Source organism: Pseudarthrobacter sp. NIBRBAC000502771, from assembly GCF_006517215.1.
Lineage (GTDB): Bacteria > Actinomycetota > Actinomycetes > Actinomycetales > Micrococcaceae > Arthrobacter > Arthrobacter niigatensis.
Genome location: NZ_CP041187.1, coordinates 1525197 through 1541886 on the forward strand (window position 1 = coordinate 1525197; position 16690 = coordinate 1541886).

Below are 16690 nucleotides of genomic sequence, written 5' to 3' on the forward strand. Positions count from 1 at the left end.
GGCTCAGCCGGCGACGCCGAGCGGGCGGGCCACGTGCAGCTGTTCGTGGGCAACCAACCACTGGATGGATTCGAAGATGGCCTGCTCCGGTTCGTACCGCGGCGCGTAGCCGAGCACGGAGACCGCCTTTTCGATGCTGAAGCACTGGCTGCGGTAGAGATGGTTCCAGCTCGCATCCGCGTGCTCGCGGGAGGTGTTCCCGCGGAAGCGGTCCCACGAAACTGTCTCCAGCACCGCAGCGTGGCCGAACCAGGCGGCAGCGATGTCCGCATAGCCGCGCACCGTCAGCGCGGTAGGGGCAACGATGTTGAAGTCCTCCCCGGCGGCCGCTCCGCGCCGGGCAATCGCCTGTTCGAACGCCTGCGCGACGTCATCGGCGTGCACATGGTGCATTAGCTCCGTGCCGCTGCCGGGAATCCGAAGGGGCTGGCCTGCAGAGATGGTCTGCCAGACGGTGGGATCGAGGTTGCCCAACGGACCGACCGGCTGCCATCCCGGCCCCCACAATGTGTCCGGGATGCAGGGACGTGGTGGCCAGGCCGCCGCTGGCGGTTTCTTCCTTCAGCATCAGGGCAATCCGGTTCTTCTGGATGCCATATTCGCCAAAGGGTGGAGCAGCGGAATCCGAGCCCTCCCTGATGGGCAGCTTCAGGCTCTGCCCGTACCGCCAGACGGAGCCGCAGTGCAGCAGGTGCCCCACCTCGCCCCGCAGCCGCTGCACCAGCTGCGCCGCCGATTCGAGGGTGAAGCAGACCAGGTCCACCACGACGTCCGGTTTGAGGGCCGCCACCCGGTCCGCGAACGTTTCGTCCCGGTCTTCCGCCTCACGGTCTGCGGTGACGTGGTGCACCTGCTGCCACTCCGGTGCCTCCGTGTAAGGCCTGCTGGTGCCGCGGCTGATGTTGGTGACCTCATGGCCGGCGCGGACCAGCCGGGGGACCAGGAACGACCCGATGTGGCCGCTGCCGCCGATGACGGTGACTCTCATTGCTCTCCGATCGTTGCGTTTCCTCAAACGGTAGGGCCGCAGCAGCGGGAAAGGGAGGGCCTGCGGACCTCCCTTTCCCCGTGGTTGGCGGCGGGCCGCCGGTCACTCCGGCTTGGCGTACTCCGCGGCGCTCATCACTTCGTAGCAAACGTAGGTCCCGCTGCCCTCCACCCAGGCGTCGTGCCCGGCCGGAATGGAGTAGGCGTCACCGGCGTGGATGGTCATCCGGCCTCCATCGACCAGTTCAACGGTCAGGGTTCCGGCTACGCAGACGCCCAGATGGCTGATCTGGCAGCTGTCCGTGTGGACCACCGTCTTGACGGTCTCCGACCAGCGCCAGCCGGGTTCGAAGGTGAAGCGGCCCAGGGTGGTACCGCCGAGGGTGACGACATCGACCTGCGTCATGGGCGGCCGGCGCTTTTCATCCGGCTCATCGAAGGATTTTGATTCAAGGTCCTTGACCGTTACTGCTGGCATTTCAGGCTCCTGGGAAGGAGGGGGTTGTTTAATTCACTCGGGCGTGCGGGGCGCTCCGGGAGGATGGTCCGCCAGGGAGGGGTGTGCCCGTCCGGAACCTGCCGAACCTCGTGTGCGACGATCCCAATCTGCTCCGCCGCAGAGGTGATGTCAATGCTGTTTTGCCCCGTCAAACCACTCCCGGGCCGGGTTGGTCACAGCCGGGGCGGAACGGTCCACATCTGGCTGCGCAGCCCACCGCACGCCGTTGGCCAGGACCCGCTGGACCTGCGGATGGTGGTACACCGGGTACTCCTGGTCGCCCGGGCTGAAGTAGAAGATGCGGCCTTTTCCGCGGGTGAAGGTGACGCCGGACCGGAATACCTCACCGCCGGCAAACGAGCTGATGAAGATTAGGTCGTCAGGGTCCGGGATGTCGAACAGTTCGCCGTACATCTCCTGCTCCGGGATGACGATGGGGCTGTCCACCCCGTCCGCGATGGGGTGGGACGGCTTGACGGTCCACACCAGTTCGCGCTGGCCATCATTCCGCCAGGCAAGGGAGCAGCTGGTACCGAGCAGTTTGGTGAAGATCTTCGAGAAGTGCCCCGAGTGCAGCACGATCAGTCCCATCCCGCCCAGCACGTGCCGGTGGACGCGCTCGACGACGGCGTCCCCCACCTCCGCGTGCGCGATGTGGCCCCACCACAACAGCACGTCAGTCTCCGCGAGCACCTCTTCGCTGAGGCCGTGGTCGGCGCCGGTGGCCAGGACCGCCGTCGTAATCTCCGCGTCCGGAAAGTGGGAGCGGAGGCCGGCGGCGATGGCGCCGTGGATGCCGTCCGGGTATATCTCCCCGATGTGGGACGGCTCATTGTTGGCTTCGTGGACGCCTTCGTTCCACACCAGGATCCGCAGTCCGCCGTCCATCAGAGCCGAACCTCCCTCTGCTCGCGTGCGGACTGGTAGCACGCGTCGATGACCTGCGCCCGGTACAGCGCCAGGGATCCGTCATGGTTGGCCCAGACGTTCGCGCCGCCGCGCACGGCGGTGACAAAGTCCTCCACCACTGCATCGTGTGCGCGGCCCGGCAGGACCGGGGGCAGGTAGTCCGCGGACTCCCCGTCCTTGTCCGCGAACACCCGCAGCCGGCCCACCGGCGGAAAGGGGGCCCCGTGCACCCTGAGCTCGGCACCGCCGTCGGTACCGTACACGGTGAAGTCCAGCTGGTCGTCGGTTTCCCGGTAGGCAGCCCAGCTGGCCTCGACCAGCAGGGTCGCGCCGCCCTCCAGCCGCAGCAACGCCGTGGCGAAGTCTTCCACGTCGAAGGCATGGCTGGTGGCCTGGGCGGAGAACCGGCTTCCGCCGCCCCGGCCCTGCGGACCCAGTTCGGCATGGGTGGCTGCGGATACCGCCACCACCTTCGGCTCGCCGAGGAGGTACAGGGCGAAGTCGAGCACATGGACGCCGATGTCCGCCAGGGGGCCGCCGCCTGCGAGCTCCGGGTTGGTGAACCAGCTGCCCAGCGTGGGGATACCGGCGCGCCGCAGCCACGAGGCCTTCGCGTAATACGGCCGGCCCAGGCCGCCGCCGTCGATCACGTCCTTGAGCGCCCTGATGTCCCCGCGGCGGCGGTGGTTGAAGGCGACGTCAAGGACGCGGCCGGCTTTGCGGGCGGCGTCCACCATGGCCTGGCCTTCCGCGGCGTTGCGGGCGATCGGCTTCTCGCTGAGCACGTGGAGGCCCCGTTCCAGGGCGGCGATGGCGATCGGGGCGTGCAGGAAGGTGGGCACTGCCACGCTGACCGCGTCCAGGCCGCCGTGCTCCAGCATGTCCTCCCAGCCGGCGAAGGCGTTCGGGATGGCGTATTCGGCCTGCAGGGAGTCCCGGAGGTCCTGTTCCATGCCGGCCACCGAGACGATGCTTACTCCATCCAGCGCCGAGTAGGCCTTGAGGTGCTGCTGGCCGGCCCAGCCGATGCCCACCACCCCCACCCGCAAGTCCGGGGCGGTGGTCTCTGCTTCGGGGGACTGCTTATTGCTCAACGGGTAAACCCTCTCTCTTTGCTGGACGCGTACCCCCATCCCATCGAAACATGCATTTAACCTTCCGGCCCGACGAGTGAAACACAGCCTTGGATACTCTTATGCAACAAGGTTTACTGTAGCTAACCAATTGGACAGGAATGTTTCGATGACCAGTGTCGCAACCCCTGCTGTAACCCCCGCCATGGAGCCGGCCCCTGCGTCCGCCGCTCCCGCCTCCGAACCGACGATCACCCTCGCCGACATCGCCCGCGCCCATGGCATCCGCTTCCTCCTGGCCACCTTCGTGGACATGACCGGAAAGCCCTGCGCCAAGCTCGTTCCGGCGGAAGCCGCCGACGAACTCGAAGCGGGCGCCATGGGCTTTGCCGGCTACGCGGCCGGCCTCATCGGCCAGAAGCCCCAGGACGGGGACCTCATCGCCGTCCCGGACCTCGCCTCCTTCACCCCCGTCCCTTTCATCAAGGAAGGGCTGGCCATCATCCACTGCGACCCGCACGTCGACGGCAAGCCCTGGCCCTACGCCCCGCGCGTCATCCTCAAAAACGCCCTCGCCCGCCTGGCGGACCAGGGAATGCAGGCCAAGGTAGGCGCCGAGGTGGAGTACTTCCTGGTCAACAGGAGCGACGACGGGACGCTGAGCACCGCCGACACCCGGGACGATTCGCCCCGCCCCTGCTACGACGCCCGCGGCGTGACCCGGATGTATGAGCACCTCACGTCCATCAGCGACGCGATGAACTCACTCGGCTGGGGCAACTACGCCAACGACCACGAGGACGCCGCCGGCCAGTTCGAGCAGAACTTCACGTACGCCGATGCCCTCACCACCGCCGACCGCGTCATCTCGCTCCGCTACATCCTGAACATCCTGGCCGGGCAGCGCGGCATGACCGCCACCTTCATGCCCAAGCCGTTCACGGACCGCACCGGCACCGGCCTGCACTTCCACCTCTCGCTGTGGTCGGGCGCGGACGCGCTGTTCCCGGGGAAGGACGGAAACACGGACGACGGCGGACGCGGCCTGGGGCTGTCCGGCCTCGCGTATTCCTTCATCGCCGGAATCCTGGACCACGCCCCCGCGCTGCAGGCCTTCCTCGCCCCCACGGTCAACTCCTACAAGCGCACCGGCGCCACTACCAGTTCCTCCGGCGCCACGTGGTCGCCGCGGAAGGCCTCCTACGGGGGCAACGACCGGACCCACATGATCCGCGTGCCGGACAACGCGAGGCTCGAACTCCGCTCCGGCGACGGTTCCGCCAACCCCTACCTCGCCGTCGCCACCGTCATCGCCGCAGGGCTGGACGGCGTGGAGAAGGCACTCGACCCCGGGACGCCATCCGGGCCGGGGGAGTCCAAAGCGGATGCCCATCTCCTGCCGGCCACCCTGCTCCACGCCGTGGAAGCGCTCCGCAGGGACCCGGTCATCCTGGCCAGCCTCAGCGGCGATCCGGAGATCGGAACCTACTACGCAAACGCCAAGGAAGAGGAGTTCCTCAGCTGGCACAACCAGGTCAGCGACTGGGAAATCCGGACGTACCTCACCTCGATCTGACCACTACCCCGTAAAGGAATCCCACCATGTGCGGAATCGCCGCGCTGCAGCTGCGCAATCCCTCGCTGCACCCCAAGATGGGCAGCCTGCTGTCCTCGATGCTCTGCCAGATCGTGGACCGCGGACCCGACTCCGCAGGCCTCGCCGTCTACAACACCCCGGGCCTGGTGTCCCCGGGCACCTCAACGCTGAGCCTGCTCGGCGCGGACCAGGGAATGACGACGGCGGCACTCACCGCAGGCGTCGCGGCGCTCCTGCCGTCTGACGCGGCAGCAGCAGTGCAAGTGGTGGGCGACACCACCCTGGTGGGCGCCGCCGTCGGGACGGACCTCCTGGTGAAGGCCGTCACCGAAACCGTGCCCGCCGCCACCATCATTGGCCGCGGCGAACACGTGGCCGTGATGAAGAGCGTGGGCCATCCCATGGAGATCGCCGCCGAGCACGGACTCGAGGCCATGGCCGGCAGCCAGGGCCTGTCGCACACCCGGATGGCCACCGAGTCGGCCGTCACCGCGGGCGGCTCGCACCCGTTCTCCGTGGCCGACGACCTCTGCCTGGTCCACAACGGCTCCTTCTCCAACCACGCCACCGTCCGGCGGGGCCTCTTGCGCGAAGGCGTGGTGTTCGACTCCGAGAATGACACCGAGGTGGGCGCCCGCTACGTCGCCTCCCGGCTGCAGCAGGGCGACACCCTCGAGGAAGCATTGGTGAACCTGGGCAAGGTCCTGGACGGCTTCTACACCCTGGTGGTCACCACCGCGGACAGCATGGCAGTGGTCCGCGACCCCATCGCCTGCAAGCCGGCCATCATCGCCGAAACCGAGGACTACGTGGCCATGGCCCCCGAATACCGCGCCCTCGCCGGGCTGCCCGGCATCGACAACGCCCGCATTTTTGAACCGGAACCCGGAAAGGTCTACACATGGTCACTCTGACAGCCCCCGAAAGCCTGGAAACTGCAGTTACTGCCGAGGCACCCACCGTGGTGGACCTTTCCGGCTCCCCGGTCCGCAGCCTGAACCAGGCACTCCACAACGCGGCCGACGGCCAGTCCTGGACCGTCACCAACCCCGGCGGGAAGCACAGCCTGGCCGTTGGCATCGACGCGGACATCGCGGTGGCCATCGACGGCCATGCCGGCTACTACGCAGCCGGGATGCACCAAAAGGGGAGCGTGGCCATCAACGGCAATGCCGGCGTCGGGCTGGCGGAAAACATCATGTCCGGGAAGGTCCATGTGACGGGGGATGCGTCCCAGTCCGCCGCGGCCACCGGGCACGGCGGCCTGGTGGTCATCGACGGCAACGCCGGAGCCCGCTGCGGGATCTCCATGAAAGGCGTGGACATCGTGGTGGGCGGCAACATCGGCCACATGTCCGCCTTCATGGCCCAGGCCGGCCGGCTGGTGGTCTGCGGCGACGCCGGTGACGCCCTGGGCGACTCCATCTACGAGGCACGGATCTACGTCAAAGGCACGGTGGCCTCCCTCGGCGCGGACTGCGTCGAAAAGCCGCTGCGCGAAGAGCACCTTGCCGAACTGGCAGAACTGCTCGCCGCCGCCGGGCGTACCGACAACCCGGCCGACTTCAAGCGCTACGGCTCAGCCCGGAACCTCTACCACTTCCACGTCGACAATTCGACTGCCTACTAGGAGGCTCCCGTGACCATTACCTCCCTGCCCGCCCCTGACATCGCTGAACTGGGCCTGCGGGAGTCCGCCACCTTTGACCGCGCCACCATCGCGGACATCCAGCGCGCGGCCGCCACCGGCGTGTACGACATCCGCGGCTGGGGCGCCAAGCGCAAGGTCCCGCATTTCGACGACCTGCTGTTCCTCGGCGCCTCCATGTCCCGCTACCCGCTGGAGGGCTACCGAGAAAAGTGCGACACCGACGTCGTCCTCGGTGACCGGTACGCCAGCCGCCCGCTGCACCTGGAGACCCCGGTGACCATTGCCGGCATGAGCTTCGGCGCCCTGTCCGCCAACGCCAAGGAAGCGCTGGGCCGCGGCGCGTCCGAGGTGGGCACCTCCACCACCACGGGCGACGGCGGCATGACGCCTGAGGAGCGCGGCCAATCCAAACACCTGGTGTACCAGTACCTGCCGTCCCGGTACGGCATGAACCCTGACGACCTCCGCAAGGCTGACGCCATCGAGATCGTGCTGGGCCAAGGCGCCAAGCCCGGCGGCGGGGGCATGCTCCTGGGCCAGAAGATCACCGAACGCGTCGCGGGGATGCGCACCCTGCCGGTGGGCATCGACCAGCGCTCCGCCAGCCGCCACCCGGACTGGACCGGCCCGGACGACCTCGAAATCAAGATCGGCGAGCTGCGCGAAATCACCGATTGGAAGACCCCCATCTACGTCAAAATCGGCGCCTCCCGCCCGTACTACGACACGGCGCTCGCCGTGAAGTCCGGCGCCGACGTGGTGGTGCTGGACGGCATGCAGGGCGGCACCGCCGCCACGCAGCAGGTGTTCATCGAACACGTGGGGATCCCCATCCTCGCGGCCATCCCGCAGGCGGTCCAGGCGTTGCAGGAACTGGGGATGCACCGGAAGGTCCAGCTGATCGTCTCCGGCGGCATCCGCACCGGCGCCGACGTCGCCAAGGCCATGGCCCTGGGTGCCGATGCCGTGGCTATCGGAACCGCCGCGCTGATCGCCCTTGGCGACAACGACCCCCGCTACGCCGCCGAATACTCCGCCCTCGGTTCGGCCGCCGGCTTCTATGACGACTTCCAGGACGGCCGCGACCCCGCCGGCATCACCACCCAGGACCCTGAGCTCTCCTCCCGGCTGGACCCCGTGGCCGCCGGCCGCCGGCTGGCCAACTACCTTCGTGTCCTCACCATGGAAGCCCAGACCATCGCCCGGGCCTGCGGCAAGTCGCACCTGCACAACCTGGAGCCGGAAGACCTGGTGGCACTGACCATCGAGGCCTCCGCCATGGCCCGCGTGCCGCTGGCCGGCACCAGTTGGATCCCCGGCGCGCAGGGGAGCTTTTGATGGCCGACCCGTCGGATTATGTGGTGGTGGGCGCCGGCCTGGCCGGCGCCGCCACCGCGTGGCAGCTCGCAGCGCGCGGCCACCAGGTCACCCTGCTGGAGCGCGACGTTCCCGCCGCCCACGACGGCAGCTCGCACGGCTCCGCCCGGATCTTCCGCTACGCCTACCCGGACCCCTTCTACACCCGGGCCGTGCTCGATTCCAAAGACCTTTGGGACGGGCTCGCAGCGGACGCCGGCGTTGAGCTGATCACGCCGTTCGGCGCGGTGGACCATGGCCCCAAACGTCAACCCGCCCTCCTCGCTGAGGTACTGGCCCGTGCCGGAATCGACCACGAGCTGCTGTCGGCCGCCGACGCCCGCAACCGCTGGCCGCAGATCACGTTCGACACCGACGTCCTCTGGCATCCCGGTGCGGGCGTGATCGACGCCGAAACCTCTGTCAACGCCATGGTGGCGCTCGCGGTCCGGCACGGGGCAAAAGTCCTGACCGGCTGGAGCCTGGACCGGGTGGAGCGGCTGGGCGGGGCCGGCTACCGGCTGCACTCCACCACGGGGGAAACGCTCGACGCCGGCAACCTCGTCATCAGCGCCGGCGGCTGGCTGCCACGGCTGCTGGACTCCCTGCCACTGCCGGCCGGGTTCCTCGCCGGCCTGCCGGAATTTACCGTCCGCCAGGAGCAGGCCTTCCACTTCAGGTACCGGGAAGACTCCGGCTTTTCCGGCACCAACTGGCCCACCTTCATCCACAAGGCCGGCGACCTCCAAACCTACGGCCTCCCCGGCGGCCGGGATGCGGATTTTGCCGGGCAGAAGGTGGCCGAATACAACGGCGGCCCGCGGATTCGGTCCGCCGCGGACCAGACCGGAGTGGTGGACCCGGCCAACCGTACCCGCGTGGTGGACTACGTCCGCCGCTACCTGCCTGGCCTGGACCCCGAACCTTACGCCGAAACCACCTGCCTGTTCACCAACACCCCCACCGAGGACTTCCTCATTGACCGGGCGGAGAACCTCACCGTCGTCTCACCCTGCTCGGGCCACGGCGCGAAGTTCGCCCCGCTGACCGGGCAGTGGGCGGCGGACCTGGCCACCGGTGCCGGGTCAGTTCCGGACCGGTTCCGGAGCGCATCCTCCCCGGCACTCACCACGTAGAACGGACAACCGTGAGCCTTTCCCGCACAGCACCAGCGCCGCACGCGGTACCCGCCGAAACTGCGGGCGCACCCACCGTTGCCGGCCTCCTGAAGGAGATTTCCGACGTCGGCCGCGACAGCACCCGCGGCGGCTACTCCCGCCCGGTGTTCTCCACCGCCGAAACGGACCTCCGCAGTTGGTTCATTGAGCAGGCGGCCCGGCGCGGGCTGGACGTGCACACGGATGCCAACGGGATCATCTGGGCCTGGTGGGACACAGCAACCGGAGTGCGGAAAGACGCCGTCGCCACCGGAAGCCACCTCGATTCCGTCCCCGGCGGCGGCGAGTATGACGGCCCGCTGGGGGTTGCCTCGGCGCTGGTTGCCGTCGACCTCCTCAAGGCCCGGAACTTCCGGCCCCGGCGGCCCCTGGTGCTTGCGGTGTTCCCGGAGGAGGAAGGCTCCCGGTTCGGCGTGGCCTGCCTTGGCTCGCGGCTCCTCACCGGCGGACTGGACCCGGACAAGGCCCGCAACCTCCGCGACCCAGACGGCAACACTTACGCCGACGCCGCCGCGGCGAACGGGCAGGACCCGCGGTTCATCGGCCCCGACCACAAGGCCCTGCAGCAGCTGGGGGTGTTCGTGGAACTGCATGTGGAGCAGGGGAGGGGACTGGTGGACCTGCACCAGCCGGTGGCCATCGGGTCCTCCATCCTTGGCCACGGCCGCTGGAAACTGAGCATCACGGGCGAGGGAAACCACGCCGGAACCACGCTCATGAGGGACCGGCGCGACCCCATGATCGCAGCGGCCAAAGTCACGGTGTCCATCCGGGACACCGCCCGGAAGTACAAGGAGGCCCGCGCCACGGTGGGCCGGCTACAGCCCGTCCCCGGCGGTACCAACGTGATCGCGTCCCGGGTGGACCTCTGGATTGACGTCAGGCACCCGGAGGATTCGGTCACCGCCGCGCTGGTGGAGGCCATCGGGTTGAACGCCCAGGTCATCGCCGCGGAGGAAGGCTGCACAGCCGTCCTGGGCACGGAATCGTTGAGCCCCACAGTCCATTTCGACGGCGGCCTCCGGGACCGGCTGCAGCAGCTCCTGCCTGCCGCCCCGGTGCTGGACACCGGCGCAGGGCACGACGCCGGGGTGCTGGCCGCGAACCTGCCCACTGCAATGCTGTTCGTCCGGAACCCCACCGGCGTCTCGCATTCGCCGGACGAACTCGTGGAGGACAGCGACGCCGAAGCCGGCGCGCTCGCCCTGGCGGACTCCCTTGCCGGGCTGCTGGGCGGGGCAGCGTGATTGGCCACGACCGTCGTCGTACGCCGGGCCTACCGCGGCCCGCCTAAGATGGCAGGCATGACCGAACAGGCCGGGGACCACGGAACGGACCAACCCGCAGAGGACGCTGCCGGACAGGTTGCCGGCCGGCTGGAGCAGGTCATCGCGGCGCAGGTCCGGCACTACCGTACGTCGGCCGGCTTGTCGTCGGCCGAGCTCGCAGCCCGGACCGGCCTGTCCAAGGCCATGATCTCCCGGGTGGAAACCGCCACCACCTCCTGCTCCCTCACCACCTTGCAGCGGCTGGCTGACGGCCTCAACGTTCCGGTCACCGCACTGTTCCGGGGCGCGGACACCGACCGGGACGCCACCTTCACCAAGAGCGGCCAGGGCAGCCTCACCGTCCGGAGCGGCACCCAGCACGGCCACGAATATCGCGTGCTGGGAACCCTCAAGGGCCGGCCCGATGCCATTGAACCCACCCTCGTGACCCTCACCGATGCCAGCGACGTGTTTCCCCTGTTCCAGCACCCGGGCACCGAGTTCATCTACATGCTCGCCGGGAAGATGGTCTACGGCCACGGCTCCTACGAGTACGCCATGGAACCGGGGGACTCCCTGCTCCTGGACGGTGAAGGCCCGCACGGCCCGCTGGAATTGCTGGACCTTCCCATCCGGTTCCTGGCGGTCTCCGCCAAATAATGCCCGTTACTGGTGGCTCCTGCAGTCGCTTCCTGCGTGCTGCGGGACCCCTGAAACTCGCCTGTGGATGACCGAAACGATCATTTAACACACCGGAAACCCACCCGGGAATTGCCGCCATAAAGTTGGAATCAGACGGCAACAGCCGCCCCTCCCGCTGAACGTGGTTTCTCCGGCCACGTCCCTCCGCAGAGCGGCTCTGACGGCAATCGACCGTTCTCTCTTCGCATCACGAAAGGGGTTTCCCATGGATTCGGGAAATGTCGCTTGGATTTTGGCCAGCTCGGCGCTGGTGTGCATGATGATCCCCGCCCTGGCCCTGTTTTACGGGGGCATGGTGGGGTCGCGCCGCATTCTCAACATGATGATGATGTGCTTCGGCGGCGCCAGCCTGGTGGCCGTCCTCTGGGCACTGTTCGGCTACTCAATGGCCTTTGGCAACTCCGTGGGCGGCCTGGGCCTGATCGGTGACGTCACCGAATTCCCCGGCATGGGGCAGCTGCTGGCCAAGGATGATTCGGCGTCCATCCCGGTCATCCTGTTCGCAGCATTCCAGCTGTTCTTCGCCTGCGTCACCACCGCACTGGTTGCCGGTGCCGCCGCGGGCCGCATGAAGTTTGGCGCCTGGATGGTCTTCGCCGGCATCTGGGCCACGGTGGTGTACTTCCCGATCGCGCACTGGGTGTTTGCGTTCGACTCGGCGGACGGCAGCACAGTGGGTGGCTGGATTGCCAACGGCATCAAAGCCATCGACTTCGCCGGCGGCACCGCGGTGCACATGAACGCCGGCGCCGCCGCCCTGGCCCTGGCCCTGGTGCTGGGCAAGAGCTCCGGCTGGCCCAAGGTGGAACACGCCAAGCCGCACAGCCGGCCGCTGGTCCTGGTGGGCGCTGGCCTGCTGTGGGTGGGCTGGTTCGGCTTCAACGCGGGCTCCGCGCTCGCCGCCGGCCAGTCGGCGTCGGTGGTGTTCCTGAACACCGCCGTCGCAGCTTCGGCCGGACTGCTGGCCTGGGCCCTTGTTGAGCGGGTCCGGCATGGTGCGGCCACCAGCATGGGTGCAGCATCAGGCCTGATCGCCGCGCTGGTAGCCATCACTCCTGCCTGTGGCGCAGTCAGCCCGCTCGGCGCCCTGGCCATCGGCGCGATCGCCGGGGCTGTCTGCTCGCTGGCCATCGAATGGAAGTTCCGCCTGGGCTTCGACGATTCACTCGACGTCGTCGGCGTCCACCTGGTGGGCGGCATCCTGGGCACCCTGCTGATCGGCCTCTTCGCCACGGGCAAGGCCCCGAACGGCGTCAGCGGCCTCTTCTACGGCGGCGGCTTCGACCTGCTCGGCGTCCAGGCGATCGCCACCGTCAGCGTCCTGGCCTACTCCTTCGGGGTCACCTGGATCCTGGCGAAGATCCTGGACAAGACCATGGGCGGCCTGCGCATCAAGCCAGAGGACGAACTGCGCGGCATCGACCTCGCGGCCCACTCGGAGCTGGCCTACCTGATGGACGAGGATCCGGTGGAGCTGGGCTCCCCGCAGCGGGTCTAGTTCCACTTCCACAAGCTGCCGGGCGCCCGCCTGCTGGGGGCGGCGCCCGGCATACCCCTTTCGCGTCACGCGGCGCGTCCCAGTACTCGAATCAGGGCCAAACCTTGGACCGGTGCCGGCAGCAGCCGGCTTATAGTTCCAGGGTTTGGCCCTTCGTCGTGCCTACTGTTTCGTGCAGGCCAGGATGCCGCCGCCCACTTCGAGCACCGCCGCGCGGACGTGGCTGGGGCGCCTGCGCAGGTCCGGCGCCATGGTGCACCAACAGCGCGCGGCGCAAACGCATTTGCGCTGCGCGGATTCGCTGGCGCTACCGAAATATGGGCTGCGACAGCGAAGATGTGCGTCGAAAACCAGGATGCGAGTCGATAACGACGGGCTTACTCCTTGAACAGCCCCGCAAGGTCCTCGGCCGTGATGGCCCCGCCGGCCAGGGCGTCACCCTCCATGACGTCAGCGAACAGCTGCGACTTCCGGGTCTTCAGTGCCATGACCTTTTCCTCGATGGTGTCCTTGGCCACGAGCCGGTACACCATCACGTTCCGGGCCTGCCCGATCCGGTGGGTCCGGTCCACGGCCTGGGCCTCGGACGCCGGGTTCCACCAGGGGTCCAGCAGGAAGACGTAATCGGCCTCCGTGAGGTTCAGGCCGAACCCGCCGGCCTTGAGCGAAATCAGGAACACCGGCGCGCTGCCGTTCTTGAACTCGCTGACAACGTCGGCACGGTTCCGGGTTCCGCCGTCGAGGTAGCAGTACTCGATCTCCTCCTGGTCCAGCCGCTCGCGGACCTTCCCCAGGAACCCGGTGAACTGGCTGAAGATCAGCGCCCGGTGCCCCTCGGCCACCAGGTCCTCGAGCTGCTCAAACAGTACATCCAGCTTCGAGGACCGCACCGCGGACAAGGCAGGATCCACCAGGGACACATCCAGGCTGAGCTGCCGCAGCAGGGTCAGCGACTGGAAAATGGTGAACCGGTTCTTGTTGACGTCCTCGATCAGCCCCAGGATCTTCTGCCGCTCACGCTGCAGGTGGGTCTGGTACACCTTCTGGTGCCGCGGGTTGAGCACCACCTCAAGGACCTGCTCCTGCTTGGGCGGCAGGTCCTTGATCACCTGGTCCTTGGTGCGCCGCATCATCAGCGGCCGGACCCGGCGCCGGAGCTTCTCCAGCTGCCCCTTGTCGCCGTTCTTTTCCACCGGCTTCTGGTAATACTCGGCAAAGCGCTTGGGGCTGGAGAACAGCCCGGGAGCGACGATGGATGTCAGGGCCCAGAACTCCATCAGGTTGTTCTCCAGCGGGGTGCCGGTGATGGCCAGCTTGAACGCCGCCGGCAGCTTGCGGGCGCACTGGTAGGCCTTGGACTGGTGGTTCTTCACGAACTGCGCCTCGTCCAGGACCAGCCCGTTCCACGTCCGCATGGCGTAGGCCTCGTAGTCGATGCGGAACAGCGCGTACGAGGTGATCACGACGTCGGCCCCGCCCAGTGCCTCCGCAACGTCCTGCCCGCTCTTCCCGAAGGTCTCGCCGACGGTCCGGACGGTGAGGCCAGGGGCGAAGCGGGCGGCTTCCAGCGCCCAGTTGCCCACCACGCTGGTGGGCGCCACCACCAGGAAGGGCGCGACGGCGGCGGGCCCGCCACCGGAGCTGGCGGCAGCACCGCCGTCGGACGTTTCCAGGGACGAGGCAGCCGCTGCCGCAAGGTCTTTCGCCGCGCACATCAGCGCCAGCGCCTGGACGGTCTTGCCCAGGCCCATGTCGTCCGCCAGGATGCCGCCCAGCCCGTGCTTGTAGAGGAAGCTCAGCCAGTTGAACCCCTCCAGCTGGTACGGCCGCAGCTCCGCGTTCAGGGTGGCAGGCAGCGGCAGCCCGTCGGTGCCGCCCTCCAGGAGGCCGCCGACGGCGGACCGCCAGGCCGCTGCCTGTTCGTCGACAATCCCCAGCTGTGCCAGCTCGTCCCAGAGCCCGGCCTGGAACCTGCTGATCTGCAGTGGAGCATCCTTGTTGTCCTGCAGCGATCTGGCTTCCTCGATCAAAGCCCGCAACTGATGCAGTTCCGGCAGGTCCAGGGAGAAATAGGCTCCGCTGGGCAGCAGCATCCTGGTCTGGCCGGCCGCCAGCGCGGAGAACACGGCAGCGAAGGAGACGGGCTGGCCTTCCAGCGAAATCTGGATGCCCAGGTCGAACCAGTCACGCTGCTCGGTGGCCTTGGTGGAGATGGACACCACGGGTGCTTCCCCGGCCTCCCGGTAGTCCGCGATGTCACCCACGGCTTCCACATCCACGTCCGGCGCTTCCCGCAGCCGGGGCAGTACCTCCTCGGTGAACGCCAGCGTGTCCAGTCCCGTCAGTTCGGCGGATGCCGCAAGCCGCGGAGTGCCCCAGCCGCCAGTGGCTGATTCGCCCAGGGCAGGGACCACGTCCCATGGCTGGCCGATGCCGTCCAGGATGCGCGCCTCGGCGGTGTCGTCACGGTAACCGTGATCGCCGGGGTGACGCCACAAGGGCTGCGCCGTGACCAGCGTCCCGGTCTTGTAGTGCCACTCCCAATGCAGCCGTACCCGGTGGTCAGCACCATAGTTGGCCAGCAGGGAAAGGGTGGGGACGGCCAGTTCGGGCAGTTCCACGGACTCGTCGCGCGCCGTTACCCGGGCCGCCTGCTTCAGTTTCGGGTAGAACCCGGTCAGGAAGCGGGATTCGTCCCTGGCCGGGATGTGCAGCATGCTGCCCGCGGTGACGAACGCCAGCAGCTCCTCGCTCAGCCCGTCTTCCAGCGGTGCCAGCGTGATGGTGCCGTTGGGGTCCGGCACGCCCGGCAGCGAGGCTTCCCCCGAGGTAAAGAACAACCCGTGCGCCGGCCGGCCGATCGTTCCCACGGATGCCGGATCAACCTCCGCGCCCTCAATCGTGATGGTGGGCGACAGCTCCAGCCCGCCGTCGGACACATCTGCTTTTGCCGCGGCGGCTTCTTCGTCGGGTCCAGCCACCGGTGCCCCGTACCGGCTCAGGGAAAGCCCGACGACGGCGGGGGCTTCAGTGATGCGGACAGGCTCGGTGCCGCGCGAGTGGACCAGCGCGAGCCCGATCTTCCGTGCCTCGGACAGCAGGCTCCACAGGTTCCTGCCGGCATACGAGTTCAGGCTTAGCCACAGGCCGGCGGAGTTGTGCATCCGGCTCGCGGAGGAGGAATGGCCGGCCAGGAACTCCTGCAGCCAGTCCACGTGCGCCTGGTTGGATTCCCGCCGGAAGTTCAGGTAGCTCAGGGTGTTCCAGGAAACGTCGCCGCGGATCCATTTGCCCTTGGCGCCCATGATGACCGGCCGGACCTTGAGCTGGCGGACGCCGCGCACCGGGTCCCGGCGGCCGGTGTAGGAGAAATGCGGCGGGGGTTCCTCCACTTCGAACTGCAGGGCGAGGGGAACCCCGGCGGTGGAGGGCGCGGAACCGGGCCGGGAGATCAGGGGGCTGAGGGCCTGCTCCCAGTCGGAGAGGGCCGCGGCCGGCGCACGGGACACCTGGGTGGAGGTGGACGGCGCCAGCAACTGCACCCGGATGGCGGGGTTGTCCTCGGCCGCGAACAGCAGGGCCGCCACATGCTTGCAGTCCTTGCGGACCGGGCAGCTGCACACACCGACGGTGCAGCTCCAGCCGCCGGCTTTCCGGACCAGCTTGGCGGTGGTGGAGTACGGAACGTCCGCCCCGCCCCGGACCTTTCCCAGCATCAGCCCCGTGCCGCCGTCGAACGATATGCCCGAGACCCTGCTTGCCATGGCATACGCCAGCCCGGCCGCCAGCGAGCGGTCGTTGATTGCAGGTGTCTGTATTGCCAGGTCCGCACTTTCGTCCGGTTGGGATGGCATGGTGGGGGCTACTTTCGGCAGGCCACGGCGGAGCCGGGTCCGGTGGGAGGTTATCTGATCCATCTTAGTTCGCCCGGGGGCGCCCGCACGCCGCCGGGCTTCCTTCCGTGCCGGTCCC

General features: G+C 68.2%; 12 protein-coding genes and 1 pseudogene. 8 read left to right on the top strand and 5 right to left on the bottom strand.

Annotated features, from left to right (window positions below):
* Window positions 1-3: 3 nt before the first annotated feature.
* The 4 genes and pseudogenes from NIBR502771_RS20830 to NIBR502771_RS07140 form a co-directional block, all read right to left on the bottom strand.
* Window positions 4-988, bottom strand: a pseudogene (locus tag NIBR502771_RS20830) (NAD-dependent epimerase/dehydratase family protein).
* A gap of 102 nt (window positions 989-1090) precedes the next feature.
* On the bottom strand, window positions 1091-1465 hold the full coding sequence (locus NIBR502771_RS07130) for a cupin domain-containing protein (RefSeq protein WP_141159123.1): 375 nt from the start codon (window positions 1463-1465) through the stop codon (window positions 1091-1093).
* A gap of 150 nt (window positions 1466-1615) precedes the next feature.
* Window positions 1616-2374: a ThuA domain-containing protein gene (locus NIBR502771_RS07135; RefSeq protein WP_210411355.1), complete on the bottom strand. Its 759-nt coding sequence runs from the start codon at window positions 2372-2374 to the stop codon at window positions 1616-1618.
* The gene (locus NIBR502771_RS07140) at window positions 2374-3489 is read right to left on the bottom strand and encodes a Gfo/Idh/MocA family protein (protein WP_246839833.1); all 1116 of its coding nucleotides are present in this window, start codon (window positions 3487-3489) and stop codon (window positions 2374-2376) included. The genes NIBR502771_RS07135 and NIBR502771_RS07140 overlap by 1 nt, the downstream gene beginning before the upstream one ends.
* Window positions 3490-3637: 148 nt before the next feature.
* On the opposite strand from NIBR502771_RS07140, the gene glnT reads away from it, so the two are divergent.
* The 8 genes from glnT to NIBR502771_RS07180 all read left to right on the top strand — a co-directional run bounded on the left by glnT (window position 3638) and on the right by NIBR502771_RS07180 (window position 12718).
* Window positions 3638-5044, top strand: coding sequence for a type III glutamate--ammonia ligase (gene glnT, locus NIBR502771_RS07145; RefSeq protein ID WP_210411357.1), 1407 nt, complete (start codon window positions 3638-3640; stop codon window positions 5042-5044).
* A gap of 26 nt (window positions 5045-5070) precedes the next feature.
* The gene (locus NIBR502771_RS07150; protein ID WP_141159125.1) at window positions 5071-5979 is read left to right on the top strand and encodes a glutamine amidotransferase; all 909 of its coding nucleotides are present in this window, start codon (window positions 5071-5073) and stop codon (window positions 5977-5979) included.
* Window positions 5967-6695: a protein glxC gene (locus tag NIBR502771_RS07155; RefSeq protein WP_141159126.1), complete on the top strand. Its 729-nt coding sequence runs from the start codon at window positions 5967-5969 to the stop codon at window positions 6693-6695. Before NIBR502771_RS07150 ends, NIBR502771_RS07155 begins: the two co-directional genes overlap by 13 nt.
* A 9-nt stretch (window positions 6696-6704) precedes the next feature.
* Window positions 6705-8054: an FMN-binding glutamate synthase family protein gene (locus tag NIBR502771_RS07160; protein WP_141159127.1), complete on the top strand. Its 1350-nt coding sequence runs from the start codon at window positions 6705-6707 to the stop codon at window positions 8052-8054.
* On the top strand, window positions 8054-9208 hold the full coding sequence (locus tag NIBR502771_RS07165) for an FAD-dependent oxidoreductase (RefSeq protein ID WP_141159128.1): 1155 nt from the start codon (window positions 8054-8056) through the stop codon (window positions 9206-9208). The genes NIBR502771_RS07160 and NIBR502771_RS07165 overlap by 1 nt, the downstream gene beginning before the upstream one ends.
* An 11-nt stretch (window positions 9209-9219) precedes the next feature.
* Entirely contained in the window at window positions 9220-10497 is a 1278-nt protein-coding gene (locus NIBR502771_RS07170) for an allantoate amidohydrolase (protein WP_141159129.1), read from the top strand.
* A gap of 57 nt (window positions 10498-10554) precedes the next feature.
* The gene (locus tag NIBR502771_RS07175) at window positions 10555-11178 is read left to right on the top strand and encodes an XRE family transcriptional regulator (RefSeq protein ID WP_141159130.1); all 624 of its coding nucleotides are present in this window, start codon (window positions 10555-10557) and stop codon (window positions 11176-11178) included.
* A 247-nt stretch (window positions 11179-11425) separates the two neighbouring features.
* Window positions 11426-12718, top strand: a complete 1293-nt coding sequence (locus NIBR502771_RS07180) for an ammonium transporter (RefSeq protein ID WP_141159131.1) — start codon at window positions 11426-11428, stop codon at window positions 12716-12718.
* A 377-nt stretch (window positions 12719-13095) separates the two neighbouring features.
* On the opposite strand, the gene NIBR502771_RS07185 is transcribed toward NIBR502771_RS07180, so the two are convergent.
* The gene (locus tag NIBR502771_RS07185; RefSeq protein ID WP_141159132.1) at window positions 13096-16572 is read right to left on the bottom strand and encodes a DEAD/DEAH box helicase; all 3477 of its coding nucleotides are present in this window, start codon (window positions 16570-16572) and stop codon (window positions 13096-13098) included.
* Window positions 16573-16690: the final 118 nt, after the last annotated feature.